The sequence below is a fragment of the Klebsiella sp. 141251 genome (assembly GCF_050600725.1).
In the GTDB taxonomy this organism is placed as follows: Bacteria; Pseudomonadota; Gammaproteobacteria; order Enterobacterales; family Enterobacteriaceae; genus Klebsiella; species Klebsiella aerogenes.
On record NZ_JAQIRG010000007.1, the window covers coordinates 1 to 24694 of the forward strand.

Annotated in this window: 22 protein-coding genes; 15 read left to right on the top strand and 7 right to left on the bottom strand. The window is 56.9% G+C overall.

Annotation, left to right across the window (positions count from 1 at the left end; translation table 11 throughout):
* A partial coding sequence (locus PGR09_RS16285) for a molybdopterin-dependent oxidoreductase (protein ID WP_430916309.1) occupies window positions 1-1299 on the top strand: 1299 nt, incomplete at its 5' end.
* A gap of 712 nt (window positions 1300-2011) precedes the next feature.
* Here the strand turns inward: PGR09_RS16285 and PGR09_RS16290 are convergent.
* The 3 genes from PGR09_RS16290 to PGR09_RS16300 form a co-directional block, all read right to left on the bottom strand.
* The gene (locus PGR09_RS16290) at window positions 2012-2470 is read right to left on the bottom strand and encodes a (2Fe-2S)-binding protein (RefSeq protein WP_380378460.1); all 459 of its coding nucleotides are present in this window, start codon (window positions 2468-2470) and stop codon (window positions 2012-2014) included.
* A gap of 43 nt (window positions 2471-2513) precedes the next feature.
* Window positions 2514-5729, bottom strand: a complete 3216-nt coding sequence (locus PGR09_RS16295) for a molybdopterin cofactor-binding domain-containing protein (RefSeq protein ID WP_430916310.1) — start codon at window positions 5727-5729, stop codon at window positions 2514-2516.
* A gap of 289 nt (window positions 5730-6018) precedes the next feature.
* Window positions 6019-6789 carry a DeoR/GlpR family DNA-binding transcription regulator gene (locus tag PGR09_RS16300; protein WP_047078447.1) on the bottom strand — a complete coding sequence of 257 codons (771 nt, stop codon included), beginning with the start codon at window positions 6787-6789 and terminating at the stop codon, window positions 6019-6021.
* A 92-nt stretch (window positions 6790-6881) separates the two neighbouring features.
* On the opposite strand from PGR09_RS16300, the gene PGR09_RS16305 reads away from it, so the two are divergent.
* From PGR09_RS16305 to PGR09_RS16335, 7 genes are all read left to right on the top strand, one after another.
* Window positions 6882-7265 (top strand): VOC family protein, encoded by a 384-nt coding sequence (locus PGR09_RS16305; RefSeq protein WP_315710202.1) that lies wholly within the window; start codon window positions 6882-6884, stop codon window positions 7263-7265.
* A gap of 29 nt (window positions 7266-7294) precedes the next feature.
* Entirely contained in the window at window positions 7295-7945 is a 651-nt protein-coding gene (locus PGR09_RS16310; protein WP_316423597.1) for a CatA-like O-acetyltransferase, family 1, read from the top strand.
* A gap of 183 nt (window positions 7946-8128) precedes the next feature.
* Complete coding sequence (locus tag PGR09_RS16315; RefSeq protein WP_047046514.1) at window positions 8129-9832, top strand: ABC transporter substrate-binding protein; 1704 nt, start codon at window positions 8129-8131, stop codon at window positions 9830-9832.
* Between the two features lie 44 nt (window positions 9833-9876).
* A complete protein-coding gene (locus PGR09_RS16320; protein ID WP_015705201.1) occupies window positions 9877-10833 on the top strand; it encodes an ABC transporter permease in 957 nt (318 codons plus the stop codon).
* Between the two features lie 2 nt (window positions 10834-10835).
* A complete protein-coding gene (gene opp4C, locus PGR09_RS16325; protein ID WP_045397668.1) occupies window positions 10836-11783 on the top strand; it encodes an oligopeptide ABC transporter permease in 948 nt (315 codons plus the stop codon).
* On the top strand, window positions 11780-12760 hold the full coding sequence (locus tag PGR09_RS16330) for an ABC transporter ATP-binding protein (RefSeq protein ID WP_047046519.1): 981 nt from the start codon (window positions 11780-11782) through the stop codon (window positions 12758-12760). The genes opp4C and PGR09_RS16330 overlap by 4 nt, the downstream gene beginning before the upstream one ends.
* The gene (locus PGR09_RS16335; protein WP_380378455.1) at window positions 12757-13749 is read left to right on the top strand and encodes an ABC transporter ATP-binding protein; all 993 of its coding nucleotides are present in this window, start codon (window positions 12757-12759) and stop codon (window positions 13747-13749) included. Before PGR09_RS16330 ends, PGR09_RS16335 begins: the two co-directional genes overlap by 4 nt.
* A gap of 17 nt (window positions 13750-13766) precedes the next feature.
* Here the strand turns inward: PGR09_RS16335 and PGR09_RS16340 are convergent, their stop codons facing one another.
* Window positions 13767-13997 carry a tautomerase family protein gene (locus PGR09_RS16340; protein ID WP_045397673.1) on the bottom strand — a complete coding sequence of 77 codons (231 nt, stop codon included), beginning with the start codon at window positions 13995-13997 and terminating at the stop codon, window positions 13767-13769.
* Between the two features lie 60 nt (window positions 13998-14057).
* Here PGR09_RS16340 and PGR09_RS16345 point away from each other — a divergent pair, with 60 nt between their 5' ends.
* On the top strand, window positions 14058-14516 hold the full coding sequence (locus PGR09_RS16345) for a winged helix-turn-helix transcriptional regulator (protein WP_047046525.1): 459 nt from the start codon (window positions 14058-14060) through the stop codon (window positions 14514-14516).
* A 68-nt stretch (window positions 14517-14584) separates the two neighbouring features.
* Here PGR09_RS16345 and PGR09_RS16350 read toward each other — a convergent pair whose 3' ends face one another.
* Both PGR09_RS16350 and PGR09_RS16355 read right to left on the bottom strand, forming a co-directional pair.
* Window positions 14585-16984, bottom strand: a complete 2400-nt coding sequence (locus PGR09_RS16350) for a membrane-bound PQQ-dependent dehydrogenase, glucose/quinate/shikimate family (protein ID WP_348877058.1) — start codon at window positions 16982-16984, stop codon at window positions 14585-14587.
* Window positions 16985-17304: 320 nt separating this feature from the next.
* Window positions 17305-18219: a DUF535 family protein gene (locus PGR09_RS16355; protein WP_320482541.1), complete on the bottom strand. Its 915-nt coding sequence runs from the start codon at window positions 18217-18219 to the stop codon at window positions 17305-17307.
* A 314-nt stretch (window positions 18220-18533) separates the two neighbouring features.
* On the opposite strand from PGR09_RS16355, the gene PGR09_RS16360 reads away from it, so the two are divergent.
* Complete coding sequence (locus tag PGR09_RS16360; RefSeq protein WP_015705194.1) at window positions 18534-18674, top strand: hypothetical protein; 141 nt, start codon at window positions 18534-18536, stop codon at window positions 18672-18674.
* A 45-nt stretch (window positions 18675-18719) separates the two neighbouring features.
* Here PGR09_RS16360 and PGR09_RS16365 read toward each other — a convergent pair whose 3' ends face one another.
* Entirely contained in the window at window positions 18720-19610 is an 891-nt protein-coding gene (locus PGR09_RS16365; RefSeq protein WP_020079025.1) for a LysR family transcriptional regulator, read from the bottom strand.
* A 140-nt stretch (window positions 19611-19750) separates the two neighbouring features.
* Between PGR09_RS16365 and PGR09_RS16370 the strand changes: the two genes are divergently transcribed.
* The 5 genes from PGR09_RS16370 to PGR09_RS16390 are packed head-to-tail and all read left to right on the top strand — an operon-like array spanning window position 19751 to window position 24682.
* Window positions 19751-20458 (top strand): CoA transferase subunit A, encoded by a 708-nt coding sequence (locus tag PGR09_RS16370; RefSeq protein ID WP_047046533.1) that lies wholly within the window; start codon window positions 19751-19753, stop codon window positions 20456-20458.
* A 2-nt stretch (window positions 20459-20460) separates the two neighbouring features.
* On the top strand, window positions 20461-21117 hold the full coding sequence (locus tag PGR09_RS16375; protein ID WP_045397682.1) for a CoA transferase subunit B: 657 nt from the start codon (window positions 20461-20463) through the stop codon (window positions 21115-21117).
* A 9-nt stretch (window positions 21118-21126) separates the two neighbouring features.
* The gene (locus PGR09_RS16380) at window positions 21127-22308 is read left to right on the top strand and encodes an acetyl-CoA C-acetyltransferase (protein WP_380378452.1); all 1182 of its coding nucleotides are present in this window, start codon (window positions 21127-21129) and stop codon (window positions 22306-22308) included.
* An 11-nt stretch (window positions 22309-22319) separates the two neighbouring features.
* Entirely contained in the window at window positions 22320-23243 is a 924-nt protein-coding gene (locus PGR09_RS16385; RefSeq protein WP_430916312.1) for a 3-hydroxyacyl-CoA dehydrogenase family protein, read from the top strand.
* A 47-nt stretch (window positions 23244-23290) separates the two neighbouring features.
* Window positions 23291-24682, top strand: a complete 1392-nt coding sequence (locus tag PGR09_RS16390; protein ID WP_045397687.1) for a GntP family permease — start codon at window positions 23291-23293, stop codon at window positions 24680-24682.
* Window positions 24683-24694 lie beyond the last annotated feature (12 nt).

Sequence of the window (24694 nt, forward strand, 5' to 3'; positions counted from 1 at the left end):
ATGTACGCCAGCGCCAAATCCGCCGCCATCCTGTGGGGCATGGGCGTCACCCAGTTCTACCAGGGCGTGGAGACCGTGCGGTCGCTGACCAGCCTAGCGATCCTCACCGGCAACCTCGGCAAGCCGAGCGTCGGCGTCAACCCGGTACGCGGACAGAACAACGTTCAGGGCGCCTGCGATATGGGCGCGCTGCCGGATACCTATCCGGGCTACCAGTACGTTAAGTTCCCGGAAAACCGCGAGAAGTTTGCCAGAGCGTGGGGCGTCGACAGCCTGCCGGAACATACCGGCTACCGCATCAGCGAGCTGCCGCACCGCGCCGAACACGGCGAAGTTCGCGCGGCGTACATTATGGGCGAGGATCCGCTGCAGACCGATGCCGAGCTTTCCGCGGTGCGCAAGGCGTTTGAACAGCTGGAACTGGTTATCGTCCAGGATATTTTCATGACCAAAACCGCCGCCGCGGCCGACGTCATCCTGCCATCCACCTCGTGGGGCGAGCACGAAGGCGTGTATACCGCAGCGGACCGCGGCTTCCAGCGCTTCTTTAAAGCGGTGGAGCCGAAGTGGGACCTGAAAACCGACTGGCAGATCATCAGCGAAATCGCCACCCGGATGGGCTATCCGATGCACTACAACAACACCCAGGAGATCTGGGACGAGTTGAGGCATCTGTGCCCGAACTTCTACGGCGCCACCTATGAAAAAATGGGCGAGCTCGGCTATGTCATGTGGCCATGCCGCGATGAGTCCGACGCCGACCAGGGGACGTCGTATCTGTTTAAAGAGACGTTCTCTACGCCGAGCGGTAAAGCCCAGTTTTTCACCTGCGACTGGGTCGCGCCGGGAGATAAACTTTCTGAACAGTACCCGATGGTGCTCTCAACGGTGCGCGAGGTCGGTCACTACTCCTGCCGTTCGATGACCGGCAACTGCGCGGCGCTGGCGGCGCTGGCGGATGAACCGGGCTATGCGCAAATCAACACCGCCGACGCCGAACGGTTAGGCATCGAGGATGAAGCGCTGGTGTGGGTCAATTCGCGTAAAGGCCGCATCATCACCCGCGCGCAGGTCAGCGATCGGCCGAATAAAGGCGCGGTATACATGACCTACCAGTGGTGGATTGGCGCCTGTAACGAGCTGGTGTCGGAGAACCTGAGCCCGATAACCAAAACGCCGGAGTACAAGTACTGCGCGGTTAACGTTGAGCGGATTGCCGATCAGCGCGCGGCGGAGCAGTACGTGATCGATGAGTACAACAAGCTGAAAGCCCGCCTGCGCGAAAGCGCGATGGGTTAAGGTTCGACGGCCATACCAACCCTCCCCCGGTGGCGCTTACGCTTACCGGGGCTACCGACCGACTACCGAACCGTAGCCCGGATAAGGCGCCATGCGCCGCTATCCGGGAATCCTCCCCGGTGGCGCTTACGCTTACCGGGGCTACCAACCGAATACCGAACCGTAGCCCGGATAAGGCGCTATGCGCCGCTATCCGGGAATCCTCCCCGGTAGCGCTTACGCTTACCGGGGCTACCAACCGAATACCGAACCGTAGCCCGGATAAGGCGCTATGCGCCGCTATCCGGGAACCCTCCCCGGTGGCGCTTACGCTTACCGGGGCTACCGACCGACTACCGAACCGTGGCCCGGATAAGGCGCTATGCGCCGCTATCCGGGAATCCTCCCCGGTGGCGCTTACGCTTACCGGGGATACCGACGACTACCGAACCGTGGCCCGGATAAGGCGCTATGCGCCGCTATCCGGGACCCCTCCCCGGTGGCGCTTACGCTTACCGGGGCTACCAACCGACTACCGAACCGTAGCCCGGATAAGGCGCCATGCGCCGCTATCCGGGAATCCTCCCCGGTGGCGCTTACGCTTACCGGGGCTACCAAACGAATATCAAACCGTAGCCCGGATAAAACGCTATGCGCCGCTATCCGGGAATTCTCCCCCGGTGGCGCCTTATCCGGCCACCAAATCGCACAAAACAGCAGCCCCGGTACAAGATCACGATTTAATCGCGTGTTGAATGGAGTCAATAATCGGCTGATAGCCGGTACAGCGGCAAATATTGCCTTCTAATACATCCTTTATTTGCGCTTCGTCCGGGTGCGGCTCTTTGGTTAACAACTCGGTGGCGCTGACCAATACTCCCGGCGTACAGAACCCGCACTGCACGCCGCCCTTCTCAATAAACGCATCCTGTAATTTTTGCGTAATCGGATTATCGTTTAACCCTTCCAGGGTCTCGATCTCCGCTTCATCACACTGTTCGGCCAGTACCAGACAAGAACAAACGGCGTTACCGTCCATCAGCACCGTGCAGGCGCCGCATTCGCCAATCGAACATCCCTCTTTGGTGGCGGTAAGATGCAATGTATCCCGCACCAGATCCAATAGGCGCATATTGCCTTCTACTTTTGCTTCCACCAGCTTGCCGTTTACCTTCACTTTAATTGTGCTCATAGCTTTATCCTGTACAGGGCGCTCTGGCGCCCTGATTGAATCATTAAATCCCTGAGGCCCGTTGCGCCTCGGCCATCATGTCGCGGAACATGTTGACGAACACCGGCTGCTTATATGCCGCCGACCAGCGCTTGCCGATGGCCGCATAGATAAGCTTGTCCAGCACTTCGCAGGCGCTATCGATAGTGTCGTTGCTCAGTGGTTTCCCCAGCAGGCAGCGCTCAATATCGAGCAGCCGCTGCGGCTTGCTGAACAGCGCGCCGTCCACCAGCCGGCAGTAGCTCACCGTGCCATCATCAGCAAAGTCCAGTAACGCGCTCAGGCTCTGACGGGTGATGTTGAGGGCGTTGCGCCGCCCTAACTGGTGATAAAACCCTTTCGCCTGCGGGCGCGCCGGCGGCGGCAGTATCACTTTGGTCAGCAGTTCATCCGGCTGGCGCTGGGTCTTGTAGCCAGACAGCAAGAACTCGGCCAGACCGAGGGTGCGTGCGCCATTTAGCGAGCGCAGTTCGATGCGCGCGTCATAGAGGATGGCAGGCGGAATGGAATCGCCGCAGGGCGCGGCGTTGACGATATTGCCGCCGATGGTGGCGCGGTTGCGGATCTGGTGCGAACCGACGGTATGACAGGCCTGCACCAGCAGCGGGTAACGTTCGCGCAACAGCGGATGATCGGTAATACGGTTAAAGGTCATCGCTCCGCCAATGATGACCTCATGGCTGACCGGATCTTCGCTCACCTGCGTCAACTCCGGCAGACGGGAAATATCAACCAGCCGCATCGCGCGGGTTTGCAGACGCCCCTGCACAATTACATCGGTACCGCCGGCGATAGCCGTCACGCCCTCTTGCGCCAGCAGGGCTAACGCCTCCTGCAGGCTTTTCGCGCGAGTCACTTCCACGTCAGTGAGACGCAGCACCTGCTTCTTGTTTTCCGCCTCCAGCATCATTTCGCTTTGGCGAACCGGCTTTTTCAGGTTGTAGCCGAGGATCACCTGTTCAAGGGTCAGCGGTAATTTATTAAACCGCGTCTCGAGGGCAAAACTTACCGCGTTGTTGATAGCCGCCGCCGCGAGTTCAGTGGCTGGTTCGCCGATCCCCTTCGCCCCCAGAGGCCCGGCGATATCCGGGTTTTCTACGCCGATAATCGTCATCGGCGGAATATCTTTCATCGTCGGCAGCAGGTAGCTGTCGAAGTTTTCCGATTTGACCCGGCCGTTTTCAATGTTGAAGTCTTCCAGCAGCGCATAGCCGAAACCCTGCGCCACCCCACCGTAAACCTGGCCTTCAAAACCCACCGGGTTGAGTACCCGGCCCACGTCATGGGCGGCGGTAACATGCAGCAAATCGGTTTTACCGGTGCTGGTATTCACCCGTACCTCCGCCACCTGGCAGCCGTAGACCCAGGTAAAGTACGGGCTGCCGCAGCCTTTTTCTTCATCCCAATGAATAGGCGGCGGCACAAACCAGCCGTACTCGGTCAGGCTGACGCTGGCCCATTTGGTCTTATTAACCGCGGTTTTGAAGTCAATACGCCGTTCACTGTCCTGGGCGTTGATGATAAAGCCGTCCTGCCACAGGGTTTCTTCCAACTCGCGGGTGCCGATGCTGTCGCCGACGACGCTAAGAATACGGCGTTTTATCTTGTCGGCGGCGTCAAGAATCGCCCCGCCGCCGACCATTGTCCCGCGGGTCGCCGCCGTCGATCCGCCGTCGCCGATAACCGAGGTCGGCGGCTCCATAAAATGCAGTTCAGAAAGAGGAATACCAAAGGCTTCCGCGGCGATTAGCGACATCGCGGTTTGCAGACCCTGACCGTTTTCCGATACCGATGTCGCCAGATTGACGCTACCGTCTTCATTGACCTGGATAAGCGCCGTCGAAGTATCAACCCCTTCCGCGCCAATGGAACAGCCGCGATAGCTCAGCGCCAGGCCAATACCATATCGATAAACGCCGCCTTTTTGGTTCAATTCACGATAGTGCTGGCGTTTTGCCGCAAATTCCGAGGCATTCACCGCCTTACTCAGGACTTCAGTCGCCGAGACGGTGTGTTTATCAAACTGCTGCCCGGTGACCGAGGTATCTCCCTGACGCAGCGCATTCACTTCACGCACCGCCACCGGCGAGAGATTGAGCACTTCGGCAATTTCATCCATAAAGGATTCGTTGGCGTAAACCACCTGTGGTGAACCGAAACCACGCATCGCCGAGGTATAGCTGTTGTTGGTATAGACGGCTTTGACGTCGATATGGACGTTATCAATATTGTACGGCCCCGCCGCCTGCACCGAAGAACGCCAGGTGACGAACGGGGAAGACGCCGCATAACCGCCGCTATCGGCAAGAATATCGATTTTGATCGCCAGAATACGCCCGTTGTCGTCCACCCCGGCGCGATACTTCATTTTATAAGGGTGGCGCTTACAGCTTTCGATAATGGACTGCTCGCGGGTGTAGGTAAATTTAACCGGACGACCGGTAAGCCGCGTCATCAATGCGGAACGGCAGGCCAGATGATCGATGATGTCGTCTTTCCCGCCGAACGAGCCGCCCATCACCGCGCGTTTGACGTTAATCTGGCTTTGCGGACAGCCCATAAACTTAGCCACGAAGCTGCGTACGCGGTGCGGGTTCTGAATGGAGCCGGAGATAATCAGGCTACCATCGGTAGGATCAAGCCAGGTCAGTACGACTTCCGGTTCGATGTAGGCGTGTTCCTGGAAGCCCACTTCATATTCACGTTCAATCACGTGACTGGCTTCGGCAAAGCCTTTGGCGATGTCGCCCTTAACGGTGTGGTGATGGGCGGCGATATTATCGCTGCGCTCCGGGTGAATTCGCCGGGCGTCCGCCGCCAGCGCGGCTTCTACGTCCGTTAGCGGCTCATAAGGCGTATAGCGCACATGTATTTTATCCGCCGCTTCGCAGGCGGCTTCATAACTGGTTGCCGCCACCACGGCGACGACATCGCCGTGGAAGACCACCTCGTCTTTGACGATAGGCAGATAATCTTTGACGATGATCCCCACGACCGGTGTACCGGGGATATCCTGCCAGGTGGCGATTTTTACTACGCCTGCAACATTCAGCGCCTCGCTAAGATCTATCGCCTCGATTTTCCCGGCGGGTATATCCGCAAAGCGGCAAACGCCATACAGCATGCCCGGTAAGGTAATATCGTCGCCATAAACGGCCGTTCCTTTGACTTTCGCCAGTCCATCCACGCGCCGTAGCGGCGCTGAAGGTGAAGCACACATAACAGTCCCCTCAATGATTATCCGTTGCGGGCAATCCCGGGTTCGCTAAACGTCGCGCTATCCATAACCCATGGGAAAAGCCACTTCACCGATAACAAATCCAAGATTTGTGCCAGAAATCAATGAGGTGCTGCGTAAGCTTCGTTTTTGTGAGTCGCCGCGCAAAATACGGCTAAAGTGCGGAGAAAATAGCGCTACTAAGGCCGCGGCCCGCAGGGCAGAAACATTTCGCCGCCATTTTTATCAAAGTGATAGCCCGGTTTTCTCAAATTAATAATTTGCCCCTGTACTAGACGGTATAGATACGGATCTCGTGTTCACGGAAAGCATCCCGGTATTTACGGCTAATGTTTTCCTCCACCACCAGCACGTCAATGGCGCTGCTTTCAGCTACCACAAAACGCGCGACGGCGGGGATTTTATCTGAGGTTAAGCCAACGATAATCTCACTGCACTGTTTGATAACCGCTTTCTTAAATTCACAATCGGCGTGATCAAAGCCGGTTAAACCTGACTCCGGAGCCATCGCGCAGCCGCCAATAAACCCCTGGTCAAAGAGGATCCCCTGCACCTGGGCCACCGCCGATGCGCCGACACAACCGCCAGCCGCGTGTTGCACCAGACCTCCGAGCATCACAACCTCGTAAAGCGGTTTTTTAAGCAGAACCGCCGCGATTTCCGGAGAATTGGTGACCACGGTTAAGGCCAGCTCGCCCGGTAGCGCTTCCGCCATTGCCAGATTGGTGGTGCCGGTATCAATAAAAATACAGCCGCCCGGTTTCACTAGCTGTGCGCACTTCTGTGCGATCCTGCTCTTTGTTGCCCTGTTTTTCTCTTTACGTTCGCTGTACTCCATGGATTCCGGCAGGGTCATCACCGCGCCGCCGTAGACTTTCTTACAATATCCTTCTTTGCTCAACTCATGAAGATCGCGGCGAATAGTATGTTCAGAGACCTGTAAGCGCTGAGCCAAATCGGCGCAGACGACCCTACCGTCCTCCTGCAGGATCTGACAAATCAGCGCTTGTCGTTGCTGAGGGAAAGCAGCATAATCGAGCACAATAACTCCTTTAAATAAACATAACGAGCAGCAAAGAGCATAATCATTCACTCATGCGCATGCTGTCAACCCGAACCCTTACGAGGTAAATTATGAAAGTTGCCCATATCGCCCTCTGGACCCGCCATCTTGAGCAACAAGCACGCTTTTGGGTGGAGTTTTTTGCCGGTGAAATCAACGAAAAGTACCACAGTAAGACCAATCCTGGTTTTGAATCCTACTTTGTAAAAATTGGCTCTGACGTGGCAATTGAGTTAATGGCCAAACCCGGCTTACAGGACTCGCCCCGCGATAACAACCATACGGGGTGGGCGCATCTGGCGATCGCCGTCGGCGGCGCGGAACAGGTTAATGCGTTAGCCAAACGCGCTGAAATGGCGGGAATTTTAGTCTCTGCCCCGCGCACCACCGGTGATGGCTATTATGAGGCGGTTATCAAAGACCCGGATGGTAACCTGGTGGAAATCGTCGCATAGTAAGGGAAACCCACATGAAGGAGTCAACCGTGGCACATTATCGCGTCATTGATAAAGCGAGCTGGCCTCGCCTGGATCATTTTACGTTCTACCGTACCTTTGCCAATCCCAGCTTCAATCTGTGCGTACCGGTCGAAGCGCAACAGTTGTATACCTGCGCGAAGGACCACGGCGTCTCCTTCTTCCAACTGGCATTATTCGGCCTGTTGCGCGCGGCCAACGCCGTACCGCAGCTAAAACAGCGCCTGCGCAACGACGATATCATCGAATATGACGCCATCTCGGTGATGACGCCGATCATGACGGCCAGCGAAGGTTTTCGTCAGGTATGGTGCGATAACGCCGCTGATTTCCCCGCGTTTAGCGCCGCCGCAACGCCGCGCATTGAGGCCGCAAGAAGCACCAATCCCTCACCGCTTATTGTGGAAGAAGAAAATTTCTTTTGCGCCAGTTGCCTGCCGTGGCTGCACTTCAGCGCCATGACCCATGCGGAATACTACGTTGGCGCGGCGGTGCCCGCCCTGACGTGGGGGAAACTGAAAAATGGCATCATTCCGGTTGCCGGCCGATTTAATCACGCTTTTGTGGATGGCCTGCACGCCAGCCGTTTTTATGCCGAAGTTGAATATTATTTCGCCAATCCGCAGACTCTGTGGCTGCCGGTTGAGGCCCGCGATTAGCTGCCGCGGCATAAAGAACAATCCACTATGACTTCCCCGAAAACCGGCATTATATTGCCGGTTTTTTGCTAATGCGAAATGGCTATAAACCATAGCGTTTCGTTGTTAGACAGTATTCAGCGCGCCTCTTATCTTCGTCATGAATTGTAAATAACAACGCAATCATTTGATGAGGTAGCACTTTTGTCCAGATTACGGCAAGGATTAAAAACCAGACAAACGCGCTTCGCGCTGGCGCTGAAAGTGGCGCTACTCGGTAGCATGGTGGCATTTTCTTCTGTCGCCAACGCCGACGATATCCTTAAAGAAGGGATCACTCCCGCAACCGATGCCAGCCAGATCCCGGCAAGCGCCAAACTGCGTAAAGACACGGTGGTGGCCGGCATTTCTGAACCGCAGGGGATCTTTAACCCTTACTTCTTCGTCAACGGTTGGGATGAGAACGTCACCAACGTTATTTTCTCGCGCCTGATTGACTGGGACAGTCAGGGTAAGCTGGTGCCGGGGCTGGCTGAGAGCTGGACGGTGAGCGCGGATAACAAAGTCTATACCATCAAATTACGCCCTAACCTGACCTTCAGCGACGGATCGCCACTCACCGCGGAGGATGTCGCCTTTACGCTGACCGTTCTGCTCGACCCGAAATATGACGGCGACACCGATATTACTCTGGCCAATATCGCCGGCGGCGCAGAATATAAAGCCGGCAAAGCCGATAGCGTGAGCGGCCTGAAAGTTATCGATCCGCTGACCCTGCAGGTTACCACCACTCAGCCGGGCGCGACGACGCTGGCGAAAATCGGCGGTCCGGTATTATCAAAAGCCTGGTACGGCAAAGGGTATCAACGCGGAAATCTGGATTATCTGCGTTCTCTGCACGGAAAACCGCTGGGTAACGGCCCGTATGTCTACGATAAATATATTCCCGGTCAGGAGATTCGCTTCCACGCCAACACGCATTTTTACCGCGGTACGCCGCCAACGCCACGCTTTATCTATCGCGTGACCAATCCGTCCACCAATTTCCAGTTATTCCAGACCGGCGAAACCGACTACGACGCCTTCACCTCGCGTCCGGATGATATTGAGCAGCTTAAGATGCTCGGTTTTGCCAATATCAACCTCTACGGTTCCAGCGACTACAGCCAGGTGGAGTTCAACGTCCATCGCCCGGCGCTGCAGGATAAAAAAGTGCGTCAGGCGCTGATTTACGGGCTTGACCGCCAGAAGTTAATCGACGTGGTGTATCAGGGATACGGCAAGGTAGCCATTGAACCGATCGCGCCTATTTCCTGGGCTTTCAACGCGCAGGGCGTCAACCCCTATCATTACGATCCGGCGCAGGCGAAAAAACTGCTCGATGAAGCGGGCTGGCTGCCTGGCGCCGATGGCATCCGCGTGAAAGACGGTAAACGGCTGGAGCTGACCCTGCTGGCGAGCAAAAAAGTCATTAACGACGCGCTGATTCCGATTGCCAAAGAGAACTGGCGGCAGATCGGCGTGCTGCTGAAACCGCAGGTGGTTGATTTCAACGCGCTGATGGCGCAGCGCAAAGCAGGTAATTACGATCTGGCGTCGTTTAGCACCAGCACCCTCAACGATCCGCATGACGGCGTGTGGGACTTCTACAGCAGCGAAGCCAAAGAGTCGGGCTACCACAATGCTGAAGTCGATAAGCTTATCAATGCGGGTAACGCGGTGCTGGATGTCGAACAACGCAAGCCTATTTATCACCAGCTGTACCAGGTGCTGGCCGAGGATCCGCCGGTTATCTTGCTTGGATACCGGGAGATTCTTTCCGCCAGCAGCGCCCGCGTGACCGGCTTTAAGCCGGATATCTATAACGGCCTCACCGGCAGTTTGCCGGGCGTGAAAATCGTGAAGTAAATCCCCCAGCCGCCGGCCTCCCCGGCGGCTGATGTGAGAATGTTATGAAAAATTTCATCCTGAGGCGCTTATTGCAAACGCTGCCGATGCTGCTGCTGGCCTCCTTTATCATTTTTATGCTCTTTGCCAAAACCCCCGGCGACTTTATCGATGGCAATATCACCTTGACGGCCGCCCGCGCCGCCGAACTGAAGGCGATATACGGCCTCGACCAGCCGCTTTTCACCCGCTACCTTCACTGGCTGGGGCAACTGCTGCGCGGGGATTTAGGCTTCTCGCTGCAATACCAAATTCCGGTCAGCCAGTTACTGAACCAGTACATCTGGAACTCCTTCCTGCTGGCGAGCGTGGCGCTGGTTTTCTACTGGGGTATCGGCCTGACGGTTGGCGTGGTCTCCGCGCTCAGACCTAATTCCTGGTTTGATCATCTGGTGAGTATCGCGGTGTTCGCCGCGATGTCCTTTCCCACCTTTTTCCTCTGCCTGCTGCTAATTAAGTGGTTTGCCGTCGACCTTCACTGGCTGCCGGTAGGCGGGATGACCAATACCGGCAGCGACGATAGCGGCTGGCAGTATGTGCTGCAGGTCGCCGCCCATCTGGTACTGCCGGTACTGGCGCTGGTGATGCTGCAGGCCGGTAGCCTGACGCGCTATTTTCGCGCCAGCATGCTCGACGTGGTGAAGATGGATTTCATTCGTACCGCCCGTGCTAAAGGGCTGCGAGAACGCACGGTTATCATGAAACACGCGCTGCGCAATGCGCTACTGCCGGTCATCACCCTGCTTGGCTTTGAACTGCCGGGATTGTTCTCTGGCGCCATCATTACCGAAAAAGTATTTAACTGGCCGGGGGCCGGACACATTCATATCGATTCGCTGGCCGCTCGCGACTATCCGGTATTGATGGGGTTTACCCTGTTTCTGGCGGTGCTGACGATCATCGGTAATTTACTGGCCGATGTGCTCTACGCGTGGGCCGATCCGCGCATTCGAGTGCGGTAATGATGATAACTTCCCTGTTTGGCCACCGTCGCCGCCTGCGCCAGGCGACAATCCCCGCGCTCGCGCAAATAACTCCCTCTCCATGGCATCAGGCGTGGCGCCAACTGCGCCGCAACCGAATGGCGATGCTGTGTTTAATCCTGCTTGCGGTGATGGCCCTGTGGTGCGCGCTCGGGCCGATGTGGTCGCCGTGGAAAGATGACGCCACCGATGCGCTGATGATCAACAAACCACCCGGCGCCGAACACTGGTTAGGTACCGATTTTCTTGGCCGCGATATCTATACGCGTTTACTGCTGGCCGGGCGCATTTCACTGATAATCGGCCTGTTGACTATGCTGCTATCGGTAACGCTGGGCTACCTGCTGGGAGCGCTGTCGGGCTATGTCGGCGGGCTCACCGATAAACTGATCATGCGGCTAGCCGATCTGGTGATGACGATACCCGGCCTGCCATTATTAATCGTCGCCGGCGCGATGCTCTCCGAGCTCGACTTTTCGCCGGATTCCCGCATCTGGATGGTCGTAATTATGCTCAGCCTGCTGGAGTGGCCGAAGCTGGCGCGGCTGGTGCGCGGGCAGTGCCTGTCGCTACGCGAGCGCGATTTTATGCTGGCGACGCAGGTACTGGGACTCTCGGCGCGTCGCCGGCTGTTCGGTCACCTGCTGCCCAATACCATCCCGATTCTGGTGGTGATGGCGACAATGGCGGTCGCTAACGCCATTCTGAGCGAATCGGCGCTGAGCTATCTCGGCCTCGGCGTGGTACCGCCGACACCATCGTGGGGCAACATGATGGATGCTGCTAACAGCCTGATTGATTTTCAGCGGCGACCGTGGCTATGGATGCCTCCCGGGATTGCCATCTTTATTACTGTGATTGCTATTAATGTGCTGGGCGACGGCCTGCGCGACGCAATGGACCCGAAAATGAAACAGAGGCTGAAATGAGCACGCCATTAATTTCTTTTAAGCAACTTTCTGTCTCTTTCGCTGCTGAAGGTAGCCGGGTGCGCGCGGTACAGGAGGTCTCTTTTTCGATTCAGGCCGGGCAAACGGTAGGTATCGTCGGTGAGTCCGGCTGCGGCAAAAGCGTGACCGCCATGTCGTTAATGGGCCTGCTGCCTCCCCAGGCCGCTCGCATTGACGGCGGCGAGATCCATTTCGAAGGACGCGATCTGCTCAAGCTGAAAGCCCGTCACATGGCCGACCTGCGCGGCAACCAGTTGGCGATGATCTTCCAGGAGCCGATGTCGGCGCTCAACCCGGTACTGACCATAGGCGAACAGCTCTGCGAGCCGCTAATACGTCATCGCGGTGACTCGCCGCAAGCCGCCTGGCAGCGCGCAATACAACTGTTAAACGAGGTGGGACTGGCGCGCAGCGAAAGCCTGATGGCGAACTATCCACACCAGCTTTCCGGCGGCATGCTACAGCGGGTAATGATCGCCATGGCGCTGAGCTGCCGGCCAAAATTATTAATAGCGGATGAACCGACAACCGCGCTGGATGTCACCGTACAGGCGCAGATCCTGCGACTGCTGCGCGACCGCGCGCGCGAAAACCAGATGGCTCTGCTGCTGATCACCCACGATCTGGGAGTGATCGCACAGATGGCCGAACGGGTAGTGGTGATGTATGCCGGGCGGATCGTCGAACAGGGAACCACCGCCGAGGTACTGCGCCAGCCGCAGCATCCCTATACCCGCGGTCTTATCGCCTCTCGCCCGGTGCCGGGCGCACGCCGCCGGCGGCTTTACTCCATTCCCGGCCAGGTACCGGATCTCGCGCAACTGCCTGCGGGCTGCGCGTTTGCCGATCGCTGCCAACAGGCAACCGCGCGCTGCCGCCAGGATACACCGCCACTTTTGGGGCCCTCTCACCAGGCGGCCTGTTTTTATAGTGAATTCACGGAGTCGGTGGCATGAATCAGCCCTATATCATTGAAGTTAATGGCTTGAAAAAGTATTTTCCGCTGCGCGACGGCCTGTTCGGCCAGCAGACCGGGGAACTGCGCGCGGTCGATGACGTCAGTTTTAATATCCGTCCGGGAACGATTTTCGGCCTCGTCGGAGAATCCGGTAGCGGTAAAACCACCGTTGGCCGCACCTTGCTTGGATTGTATGAAAAAACCGCCGGCAGCATTAAATTCCGCGGTCAGGAGTTATCCGAACTGTCAGCGGCAGCAATGCAGGCTTTACGGCCAAAAATTCAGCTGGTATTTCAGGACCCCTATAGTTCACTGAATCCACGCATCCGCATCGGCGAGGCGATTGGCGAGGCGATGCTGCAGCATAAACTGTGCACGCGCGCTGAACTCCATGAGAAAGTCATTGCGGTGATGAAGATATGCGGGCTGGCGCCTCAGCATTACCACCGTTTTCCGCATGAATTTTCCGGTGGTCAGCGGCAGCGCATCGGCATCGCCCGCGCGCTGATTCTGAATCCGGACTTTATCGTCGCCGATGAACCCATTTCCGCACTCGATGTGTCGATTCAGGCGCAGATTATCAATCTGTTTGCCGACCTGCGCGACGAACGTGGCGTCACTTTTCTATTCATCTCACATGACCTCGGGGTAGTGGAGCATCTGTGCGACGACGTGGCGGTGATGTACCTCGGTCAACTGGTGGAAACGGCCAGCCGCGATGCGCTGTTTAGCCGCCCTCTTCATCCCTATACCCAGGCGCTGCTGGCCGCAGTCCCCACGCTGGATCCTGATAGCGAGCCGCTGGCGGTCGTTCAGGGGGAAATTCCCGACCCTTCCCGACCGCCTGCCGGCTGCCGCTTTTCATCCCGCTGCCCGCAGGCAAACGAACGTTGCCGTCGCGAACCGCCGCGTCTGCGCGAAATCGCGCCGGGGCACCAGGTCGCCTGTCATGAAATTGAGGCTGAATCGCGCGTGGTTATCGCATAACAATAACGGCAATAAGATCATCGTTTAGCGGCAAATTTTGCCGCTATCATCTCCGCTGTCGGCTGTATTCCTCCGAGACTCCACTGTTCCGGCTCGTGTTCATCAATACGGATCCAGACGGACTGACGGAATTGCGGATCGCCCCGGCCTTCAATTTCCACCATGAGGTCAGTCATGCGACGCAGCAGTTCATTCTTCTGTTCAGCGGTCATGATCCCTTTAATCGTTTGCACATTAACAAAAGGCACAGTATTCTCCTGATTAACTGAGTCTATATTTCAAACTCAGGTTAGGAGATAACCTAAATCATGTCAAAAGATAATTCATCCCCTTACCTGCCCGCGGAACTTTGCGGCCTGGCGGAAAGCGCTAAAATTGTTGGCGATCAATGGATTTTATTGATTTTAAGAGAGGCGTTTTACGGCGTGACGCGTTTCGAAACGATTCGCGCTCATACCGGAATGAGCAAACAGACGTTAACTCAGCGTTTAAAATTGATGGTTGATGTGGGGCTACTACGTAAACTTCCCTATCGCGAAGCGGGGGCGCGTGAGCGTTATGAATATACGCTGACCGAAAAGAGCCGCAGCCTGGCGCCGGTTCTTTTTGCCCTGATGGAATGGGGACATCAGCAACTCTTGCATACGTCGCCGCATATCCAGTTAGTAGATAAAACCAGCGGTGCGCCGGTGTCTCTGGCCTACGTCAATGCCGCAGGGCAGCGTATTGCGCAAAGCGATGTTCAGATAGTAAAAGTCCAGGATTGACCCCTGCAACACGCGGGCTGTCAGCCAGTAACAGGTCCCGTTTCCGGGACCTGTTTCGTGTAAGGAGGTTAGTCCTCCAGCGCGTAGGCGATGATATCGTCACCGACGTCCGGCGAGTGGCTGGCACCGCCGGCGGAAATCAGCACGTACTCTTTGCCGGTTTTCGGCGATTTGTAGACCAGCGGCGCCGCTACCGCGCCAACCGGCAAGCGAGCGCGCCACAGCTCTTTACCGCTGGCGGAATCCAGCGCCCGCAGATAGTTATCCTGGGTACCGGCGAAGAACACCAGGCCCGAGGCGGTGGAGGTTGGGCCGCCCAGCGTCGGCATTCCCAACGGGATATGCAGATGGGTTTTCATCCCCAGCGGCCCGGTATCTTCTACCGAGCCCATCGGCACCTGCCACAAGAGCTGACGGTTGTTCAGGTCAATAGCGCTCATGGTACCAAACGGCGGGGTATTACAGGGCACGCCCAGCGCGGACTGCAGGATGTCGATACGTACGCCGCCGTAAGGCCCGGCAACTTGCGGGCGAACGGTGCCCATAAAGCCAGGGACTTCGTCGGTGGAGACTTTGTATTTCGCCATCTCTTCTTTGCGCACCAGCGACATCCGCAACGGCATACGCATATCGTTGACGAACAGCGTGCCGGTACGTTCATCGATGGTGATGCCGCCCCAGTTCATGCCGCCGAGCAGGCTTGGCCACTCGATATACGGTTTCTCTGACGGCGGCGTATACATGCCAAGGTAGGTCGACTCTTTAAAATCGATACGGCACATTAGTTGGTCGAACGGCGTCACGCCCCACATTGATTTTTCGCTCAGCGGCTCGACGCCTAACTGCGGCATGCCGGTAGAGAACGGCTGGGTGGCAGACAGATGTTCGCCCTCCGCTCCCTGATGAGCGACCGGCAGTTCTTCGACGCGGGTCACCGGTTTGCCGGTGCGGCGGTCGAGCACGTAAATCTGTCCGGTTTTGGTGGTCTGGATCAGAACCGGCACGTCCTCGCCCTGCTCGTTTTTCATGTGGAACAGTACCGGCTGCGATGGCAGGTCGTAATCCCAGATATCGTGGTGAACGGTCTGGAAAACCCATTTTGTTTTACCGGTACTGGCATCCACCGCCACCACCGCGGAGCCATATTTCTCTTTCGCTTCATTACGATCGCCGCCCCAGTAGTCCGGCGGCCCGTTACCGGTCGGCAGATAAACCAGATTCAGCTCTTTATCAAAGCCGGGAATGGTCCACACGTTCGGCGTTTCGAGCGTATAAACGCGGCCTTTTTCCGGGTCGGTGATATTTTCCGGCTTGCCGACATCCCAGGCCCAGACGACTTTACCATCGCGTACGTCAAAAGCGCGTACGACCCCGGATGGCTCGCCGTGTACGATATCGCGTACCCAGCCGCCCAGCACCGCAATATGCCCCATGATCACCGGCGTTGAAGTCGGATGGTAGCGTTTGCTGTTTTCGGTGTCGCCCATGCCCTGCTTCAGATCCACGCTGCCGTGGTCGCCGAAGTCATCGCACAGTTCGCCGGTTTTTGCATTCAGCGCCAGCAGGCGCGCATCCACGGTCGATACCATGATCCGCTGCGGACACTGTTGCAGCGCCGGGCTCGCTTTTTCTTCCGCGCTGAGCGTATCGTCGCTCTGCACATCATAGTAACCCACGCCGCGGCAGGTCACATGTTCCGCTGTCTGCGCGTGCGGGTCAAAGCGCCAGCGCGCCTTGCCGGTATCGGCATCAATGGCGGTCACCACGTTAAGCGGCGTACAGGAATACAGCGTATCGCCAATTTGCAGCGGCGTATTTTCGTCAACGCCAATGGCCGGGCCGGTCAGGCGGCGGCCTGTGTGGTAGGTCCAGGCGACTTTCAGCTTATGAACGTTTTCCGGGGTAATATCTGTATACGGCGCAAAACGGGTGCCGGAGGCATCGCGGCCGAAGAATTCCCAGTTATCGCTTTTTGCCGCCTGCGTCGCGCTGTTGCCATTCGCCGCTTTCACGACGCCATTATGGATGCCGCCGTGCGGGTAGAACGCCGAAACCAGCGTCGCCAGCAGCGCAATAAAGATAACCGTCGCGCTCCAGTTCGCCAGACGCACGCGAGCCACCGGCATCGCCGCCGCCAGCCACAGGGCCAGCATCAGCATCAGCGCAGGAACCACCAGACGAGGGATCAAGCCCCAGTAGCTGAGCTGCACTTCATACAGCGCCCAGGCCAGCGTTAACAGAAAGGTAAGAACAGCAAGAGGAAGCGCGTATTGACTACGAGTGAAGTAACCGACGGCGATGATGAGATAAGCGAGACCGGCTAACAGATACCAGGCGCTGCCGCCGAGCGAGAGCAGCTTGCCCCCCCAGATAGTTAAGAAAATCCCAATGCCAAAACTCAGTAACACAAAAAGCAATCGGTATATGGTGAAGAAGATCCTTCGACCATGACCTTTTTGTTCGTCCATATTTCATCCCATTCGACATATGTCGATATAACCAAAGCATTTATTTTAAAGCGCCGATCGATAAGCGATGCCGTACAGCGCAGTTAACCTGTTGGTTGGACGCCCCAAACCAGGGCGAAGAACGTAAGAAAGTATATGGACATGTAAATTTTATGTAAAATTTAACCGCATAAAATGTTTAAAATTTTTTAATTTATAAACTGGATTTGATAGATGAGCAGGTTGTAAAGGAGAGTGGTGTTAGACGGGGCCGCAAGGAAGAAGATGGCATCAATCATGGCTTGCCGACCCGCCGCCCCCGGCGAATCGGCAATCCAGTATTATGGTTGGTTGGTGTTGTTACCTACGCTAATCTGCCGTAATGCTGCGATCAGATCCAACTGCGCCTGCTCTTTTAAACTCTCACGTTTAATGAACTGGCTGCGATGTTTACTTTTCACCTCTTCAAGACTTTTTTTAATCTCTTGTGGAGGTAATTTGTACCAACCGCGCCGCTGCTTCTCGCCGCCGATTTCTAACCACAACTCTGAGTAACTGGCTTTCACCTTGTCGCTCTTCACATGGTAGTCGCTGTCGATGGCGTAGATCTCACGGATATTAAAGTGGCGCAATAACCCGTACAGCAAGGTGATAATCAGGTTTTTTGGCCGCGTGCCGTAGAGCTCTTTGGTCAACGACTTCACTTCATCGTTGCTAATGTCTTTACCGCCCTGAATACCGCCAATCCACGCGCTTCCTTGATCCGTGCAGGAAAAACAGACGCTATATACGCGTTTATTTTCAAAGAACATCTGCAGCATCAGTTCCCCCTCTTCCTGGAACGGCGAGGCCAGAAGTTTCACTTCCAGGCTGGTTCCATTCTTCAACGGGATGGTAATCATCGAGCAACCGAACGACGATACATTATACAACTGCGGTAATATTTCCGTCTGAAAGCTTTTTTCAATAAAATTCAAAGCGCCATGGGCAATATTCAGTTTAGCTCTTTTCGACATTCGCTTATTTAAATATGCCTTAAAAGGCTTATCTTCAAAATGTACCAGCCCCGGTGTCGTACTGGTCAATTTTGCACATGTGTATGTCTGGCAAAGCCGTTGATATTCCTTGTACTTACCTCCTGTTAAAGGTATTTCGCGACATTTTCGCAATACCTTTTTATATTTAAGTTTTACGTGACAAATGACTTTATTATTTCTCCGCCATTCTTTGATGGCAGATGCTGTTATCGATACCATTGATCAAGGTCCATAGACTCATCCATAATCGCGGCCATATTACCATATCTGAAACGGGTCAATCGTTATTTACTGGTTCGTTGTCATTTCATTTAAGAAACAATCCGAAAATTATCATTTTATGCTTTCATATAATAAATGAATAATGTCAACTATGAATAATAGCGGTTATTGACTAATACCCCTCCACTCCGCTACCAAAAACAAGCTGACGATTAACGCTCTGTGCGATAGCTTCGGGCGCGGGGTGCAACCTTCCATTGTTTTGACCTATACTCTGCCGACAGTCAAAAAAGTAGCAAAGTGGGTAACTCATGGAAATTGATCTCGACAACCTGGTGTTTAGCGGCCTGGAAGAAGCGGAAGAACGTAACGCTGAACGCCTGGACGAAGCAGACAAAAAAGCGCAGGCGATTGTTGCCGATGATGATTGCGGCGATGCCTGCAAAATCTAATGATTAAACCGGCTAACCAGGCCGGTTTTTTTATCTGTAAACGACCTAAGCGGGCAAAAAACCCTTCAGCGTTTCCAGCAGCGCCTGCGCCGCTTTCGACAACTGCATATGTCCGGCGTGAATAACGCCAATACACTTTTCAATCGGCGGATCGCTTAATGGCAGACAAACCGCTCCCAGCGACTGCATCTGCGACTGGCATAACGCGGGCACCGCGCTGCCGCCCAGACCGCTGGCGACCATCCGCCCAACGGTGACCAACTGATGACTTTCCAGCGCCACGTCCAACTGGCTGCCGCTGCGCGCCAGCTCTTCTTCCAGCATCAAACGCACCGCCGACGGTCGCTGCAGGGTAATGAAATCCAGCGTCAGCAGTTCACGCCAGCTTAACTGCTTTTTACTCGCTAAAGGCGACGTTTTCGGTACGATCGCCACAAAGCGATCCACCGCCAGCGGCGTAAACAACAGATTGTTGCCTGGCGATGGCTCAAACGCGATCCCCATCTCCACCCGGCCTTCGCGCACCATCTCAATCACCTGCTCATTAATCACGTCATGCACCGTCACGTTGACTCCCGCATAGCGGTCGCGAAAGGCTTTAAGCACTTCCGGTAGCACGTTAGCGGCAAACGACGGCATCGCGGCGACGGAGATCTTTCCCCGCTGCAGGGTGAAACTTTGCCGCATCGCCTCTTCGGCATTGTCCCAGTCCGCCAGCAGCTGGCGGGCCATCGGCAGAAAGGTCTCTCCCTCCTGGGTTAAGGTCACTTTGCGGGTGCTGCGCTGCAGCAACGCGCCGCCAAGCGCCTCTTCCAGCCCCTTGATGGTCAAACTCAGCGCCGGCTGCGACAGGTTCAGGCGCTCGCTGGCGTGGGCGAAATTGAGAGTGTGAGCTACCGCTAGAAACGCGCGTAACTGTTTGACACTCATTCTCATTTTTCCACCTGTTAACTAATTGAAAGAATTTAGTTAACGATAAATTAATAAAAAATCCAAATGAGTGGGTCACAAATTCAAAATTATCAAATCAGTCGGCGCCCTTAATGATAGAGCCATCGCAAGGCAGGAGAAAAATGATGGCAGGACTGGATAAGCGCGTCGCCAGCTATGAAGCGGCGCTGGACGGATTAACCGATGGCATGACGTTACTGGCCGGCGGCTTCGGCCTGTGCGGCATTCCGGAAAACTTAATTGCCGAGGTCAAACGCCGCCAGGTACAGGGCCTGACGGTAGTTTCTAATAACTGCGGCGTCGATGGCTTTGGTCTCGGCATGCTGCTGGAAACGCGGCAGGTGCGCAAAGTCGTGGCTTCCTACGTGGGAGAAAACGCCCTCTTCGAACAGCTGGTACTAAGCGGCGAACTCGCCGTGGAGCTGACGCCGCAAGGGACGCTTGCCGAGAAAATTCGCGCCGGCGGCGCCGGGATCCCCGGATTCTATACCGCGACCGGTTACGGCACGCCGGTGGCGCAAGGCAAAGAAGTGCGTCAGTTCGACGGTAAAAATTACATTCTCGAAGAGGCCATTCGCGGCGATTTCGCCCTTGTGAAGGGCTGGAAAGCCGACTGGTACGGTAACGTAGTCTACCGCCATACCGCGCAGAATTTTAACCCGTTGATGGCCACCGCCGGGCGGATCACGGTAGTGGAAGTCGAAGAAATCGTCGCGCCGGGCGAACTCCCTCCTTCCGCCATCCACACGCCCGGTATTTATGTCGACCGGCTGATCGTCGGGCAATTCGAAAAACGTATTGAACAGCGCACGCTGCGCGCCGGAGGGAACTGAACATGTTAACTCGCGAACAAATGGCGATGCGCGTCGCCCAGGAACTGCGCGACGGCGATTATGTCAATCTTGGTATCGGCATTCCCACGCTGGTCGCTAACTATATTCCCGCCGGTATTGAAGTGATGCTGCAGTCGGAAAACGGCCTGTTGGGGATGGGCGAATTTCCCGATGAGTCGACTCTCGATGCCGACATGATTAACGCCGGCAAGCAGACCGTTACCGCCCAAACCGGGGCGGCTATCTTTGACTCCGCCCAGTCCTTCGCCATGATCCGCGGCGGCCACGTCGATCTCACGGTTCTGGGCGCTTTTGAGGTCGATGTCGCGGGCAATATCGCCTCGTGGATGATCCCCGGGAAAATGGTGAAAGGCATGGGCGGCGCCATGGATCTGGTGGCCGGCGCGCAAAACATCATCGTGGTGATGACGCACGCTTCGAAAAACGGCGAATCCAAACTGCTGGCGCAGTGCACCCTGCCGCTCACCGGCGCGGGCTGTATTCGCCGGGTACTGACCGATCTCGCACTGCTGGAAATTAGCGACGGCGCCTTTGTTCTGCACGAATACGCTCCCGGCGTCAGCATTGACGAAATTGCCCGTAAAACGGCTGGACGGCTGGTCATTGCCGATGACGTCCGCGAAATGCGCTTCAACTAAGGAGGCAATATGAAAGAAGTCGCTATCGTCTGCGCGCTACGTACGCCAATCGGCAGTTTTCGCGGCGCCTTATCTTCCCTTTCCGCCGTCGAGCTTGGCGCCGCCGTAGTGCGTGGTCTGCTTGAACGCACACAGCTACCGGCCAGCGCCGTTGACGAACTGATTTTTGGCCAGGTATTAACCGCCGGCTGCGGACAGAATCCGGCGCGACAAACCGCGCTGCGCGCCGGGCTACCGGTTGAAACCCCGGCCGTTACCGTCAATCTGGTTTGCGGTTCCGGGCTGAAAGCCGTGCAACAGGCAGTACAGGCCATTCGCAGCGGCGAGGCGGAGATCGCGATCGCCGGCGGCCAGGAGAGCATGAGCAATGCTCCGTATCTGGTTCAGGGCGCGCGCGATGGCCTGCGCTTCGGCCATGCCAGCATGCAGGACAGCATGATTCAGGACGGATTATGGGATGCGTTTAACGACTATCACATGGGCATCACCGCCGAGAACCTTGCCGACGCCTTTGACATCTCCCGCCCCCAGCAGGATGCCTTCGCCGCCCTTTCGCAGCGCAAAGCCGCCGCCGCGATAGCCGCCGGGCGCTTTCAGGCTGAGATAGTGCCGCTTAGCGTCCCTCAGGGTAAAAAAGCGCCGCGCAGGGTGGACGCAGACGAACAGCCGCGCCCGGAAACCAGCGAACAACAGCTCGCGCAGTTGCGCCCGGCCTTCCGCACGGAAGATGGCAGCGTTACCGCGGGCAATGCCTCTTCGCTCAACGATGGCGCGGCGGCAGTCTTATTGATGAGCGTCGATAAAGCGCGGCAGCTTGGCTTGCCGGTGCTGGCGCGAATAGTCAGCTCTGCGGTGGCCGGCGTCGATCCGTCCGTGATGGGTATCGGCCCGGTAAGCGCTTGCCGGAAGGCGCTGCAGCGCGCCGGGTGGGCGCTGGATGAGGTGGATCTCATCGAAGCCAACGAGGCCTTTGCCGTACAGGCGCTGGCAGTCGGTAAATTGCTGGAGTGGGACAACCAGAAGGTCAACGTCAATGGCGGCGCTATCGCGCTCGGCCACCCGATTGGCGCCTCAGGATGTCGCATTCTGGTTAGTCTGCTGCACGAAATGCAGCGCCGCGATGTCAGCAAAGGCCTGGCGACGCTTTGCGTCGGCGGCGGTCAGGGTATCGCGATGACCATCGAACGTTAACAGGAGCCACTATGTTTACACCACAACTGGCGGTACTGGGCGCCGGCCTGATGGGCGTCGGCATCGCCTGCCATTTTGCCCGCCACGGCCACGCCGTACGCCTCTACGACACCGACCCGGCGCGCATTAGCGAGATCGAGAACGTCGCCGCCGCCATTTTGCGCGAGCTTGAAGAGTGCGAGCAGTTTGACGCCGCTCAGCGTGCGTCGGTGCTCTCGCGCCTCTCCGGCACCACGGCATTAGGCGATCTTGCTGACGCCAGCTTGCTGATCGAAGCGATTCCGGAGCGTCTGGCGCTCAAGCACGCCTTATACCGGGAACTGGAAACGCTGATCGCCGACGAAGCTATCATCGCCAGCAACACCAGCGGACTACCGCCGGATCGGCTGGCGCAGGGGATGCGGTATCCGGAGCGCTTGTTAATCGCCCACTTCTGGCATCCGCCGCATTTTATCCCGCTGGTGGAAGTGGTGCCGGGTAGCGCTACCCTGCCGCATCTCGCCAACCAGGTCAGCGACTTTTTATCCTCCTGCTCGCTGGAAGCGGTAGTACTCAACCGCGCCGCGCCGGGGTTCGTCGGCAACCGACTACAGTTCGCCCTGCTGCGCGAAGCGCTGCATATCGTCAAGAGCGGCATCGCTTCGCCGGAAGTGGTCGACAAAGTGATGCGCGCCTCGCTCGGCCGCCGTTACGCGATGGTCGGCCCGCTGGAAGCCGCCGATATGACCGGTCTGGCGACGGTCCAGGATATCTGCCAGCACCTGCTGCCGGAACTGGCCACGGGCAGCGACATGATGTCGCTGGTCGCCGACAAGGTCGCGCAAGGCGCTACCGGCGCCCGTAGCGGGCAAGGTTTTTATCGCTGGGATGAGGCCCGGCAGAAACGAATACAGTCGCGCCGTGAACATCAGCTGCGCTACGCCCTGAAACCGTAACTTCTCGTTTTGTACCCCGACAATAACAATGATAGTGAGGAGTCGTAATGAGTGTGTTGATCGCCCTGGCCGCGCTGGCATTACTGATGCTGGCTGCGTATCGTGGATACAGCGTTATCCTGTTTGCCCCTATCGCCGCGCTTGGCGCGGTTCTGCTCACCGACCCGAGCGCGGTAGGCCCCACCTTTACCGGCCTGTTTATGGAAAAAATGGTCGGTTTCGTGAAGCTCTATTTTCCGGTATTCCTGCTCGGCGCCGTCTTTGGCAAGCTGATTGAGCTGTCGGGCTTCTCACGTTCGATCGTCGCCGCCGCGATTCAAATTCTCGGGCGGCGACATGCGATCCCGGTGATCGTGCTGGTCTGCGCCCTGCTGACCTACGGCGGCGTTTCGCTGTTCGTGGTGGCGTTTGCGGTCTATCCCTTTGCCGCCGAACTGTTTCGCCAGAGCGGTATCCCGAAGCGGCTGATCCCGGCAACCGTCGCGCTGGGCGCGTTCTCCTTCACTATGGATGCCCTGCCGGGCACCCCGCAGATCCAGAACATTATCCCCACCAGCTTTTTTGGCACCAACGCCTGGGCCGCCCCCTGGCTTGGGTTGATAGGTTCACTGTTTATCATCACCTTCGGTTTACTGTGGCTGGAACGACAGCGGCGTAAAGCGCTCGCGAATGGCGAGGGTTACGGTACCGATCTGCAAAACGAGCCGCAGACGCCGGATAACATCAATCTGCCGCATCCGCTGATCGCCATTGCCCCGCTGCTGCTGGTCGGCGTGCTGAACCTGCTGTTTACCCGCTGGATCCCGCAGTGGTATGGCGCCAGCCACGAGCTGACCCTGCCTGGGCTTGCCAAACCCATCGTCACCGAGGTCGGCAAAATCACCGCTATCTGGGCCGTCGAGGCCGCGCTGCTGTCCGGCATCGTCGTGGTGCTGTTGTTCGGATTTCGCAATATCCGCGGCCGTCTGGCGGAAGGCAGCCGTACGGCGGTGGGTGGCGCGATCCTCGCGGCGATGAATACCGCTTCGGAATATGGTTTCGGCGCGGTGATTGCCGCCCTGCCGGGTTTCCTGGTGTTGTCGAAAGCACTGACCGCTATTCCCAATCCCCTGTTAAACGAGGCGATAAGCGTCACCGTACTGGCTGGGATCACCGGTTCCGCCTCCGGCGGAATGAGCATCGCGCTGGCGGCGATGTCAGATACCTTCGTGGCCGCCGCGCACGCCGCCAATATCCCGCTTGAGGTACTGCACCGCGTCGCGTCGATGGCCAGCGGCGGCATGGATACCCTGCCGCATAACGGCGCCGTCATCACGCTGCTGGCAATCACCGGCTTAAGTCATCGCCAGGCTTACGGCGGCATTTTCGCCATTACGCTTATCAAAAGCCTCGCGGTTCTGTTTGTCATTGCCGTGTTCTATTTAACCGGCATTGTCTGATGCCTGATGTAA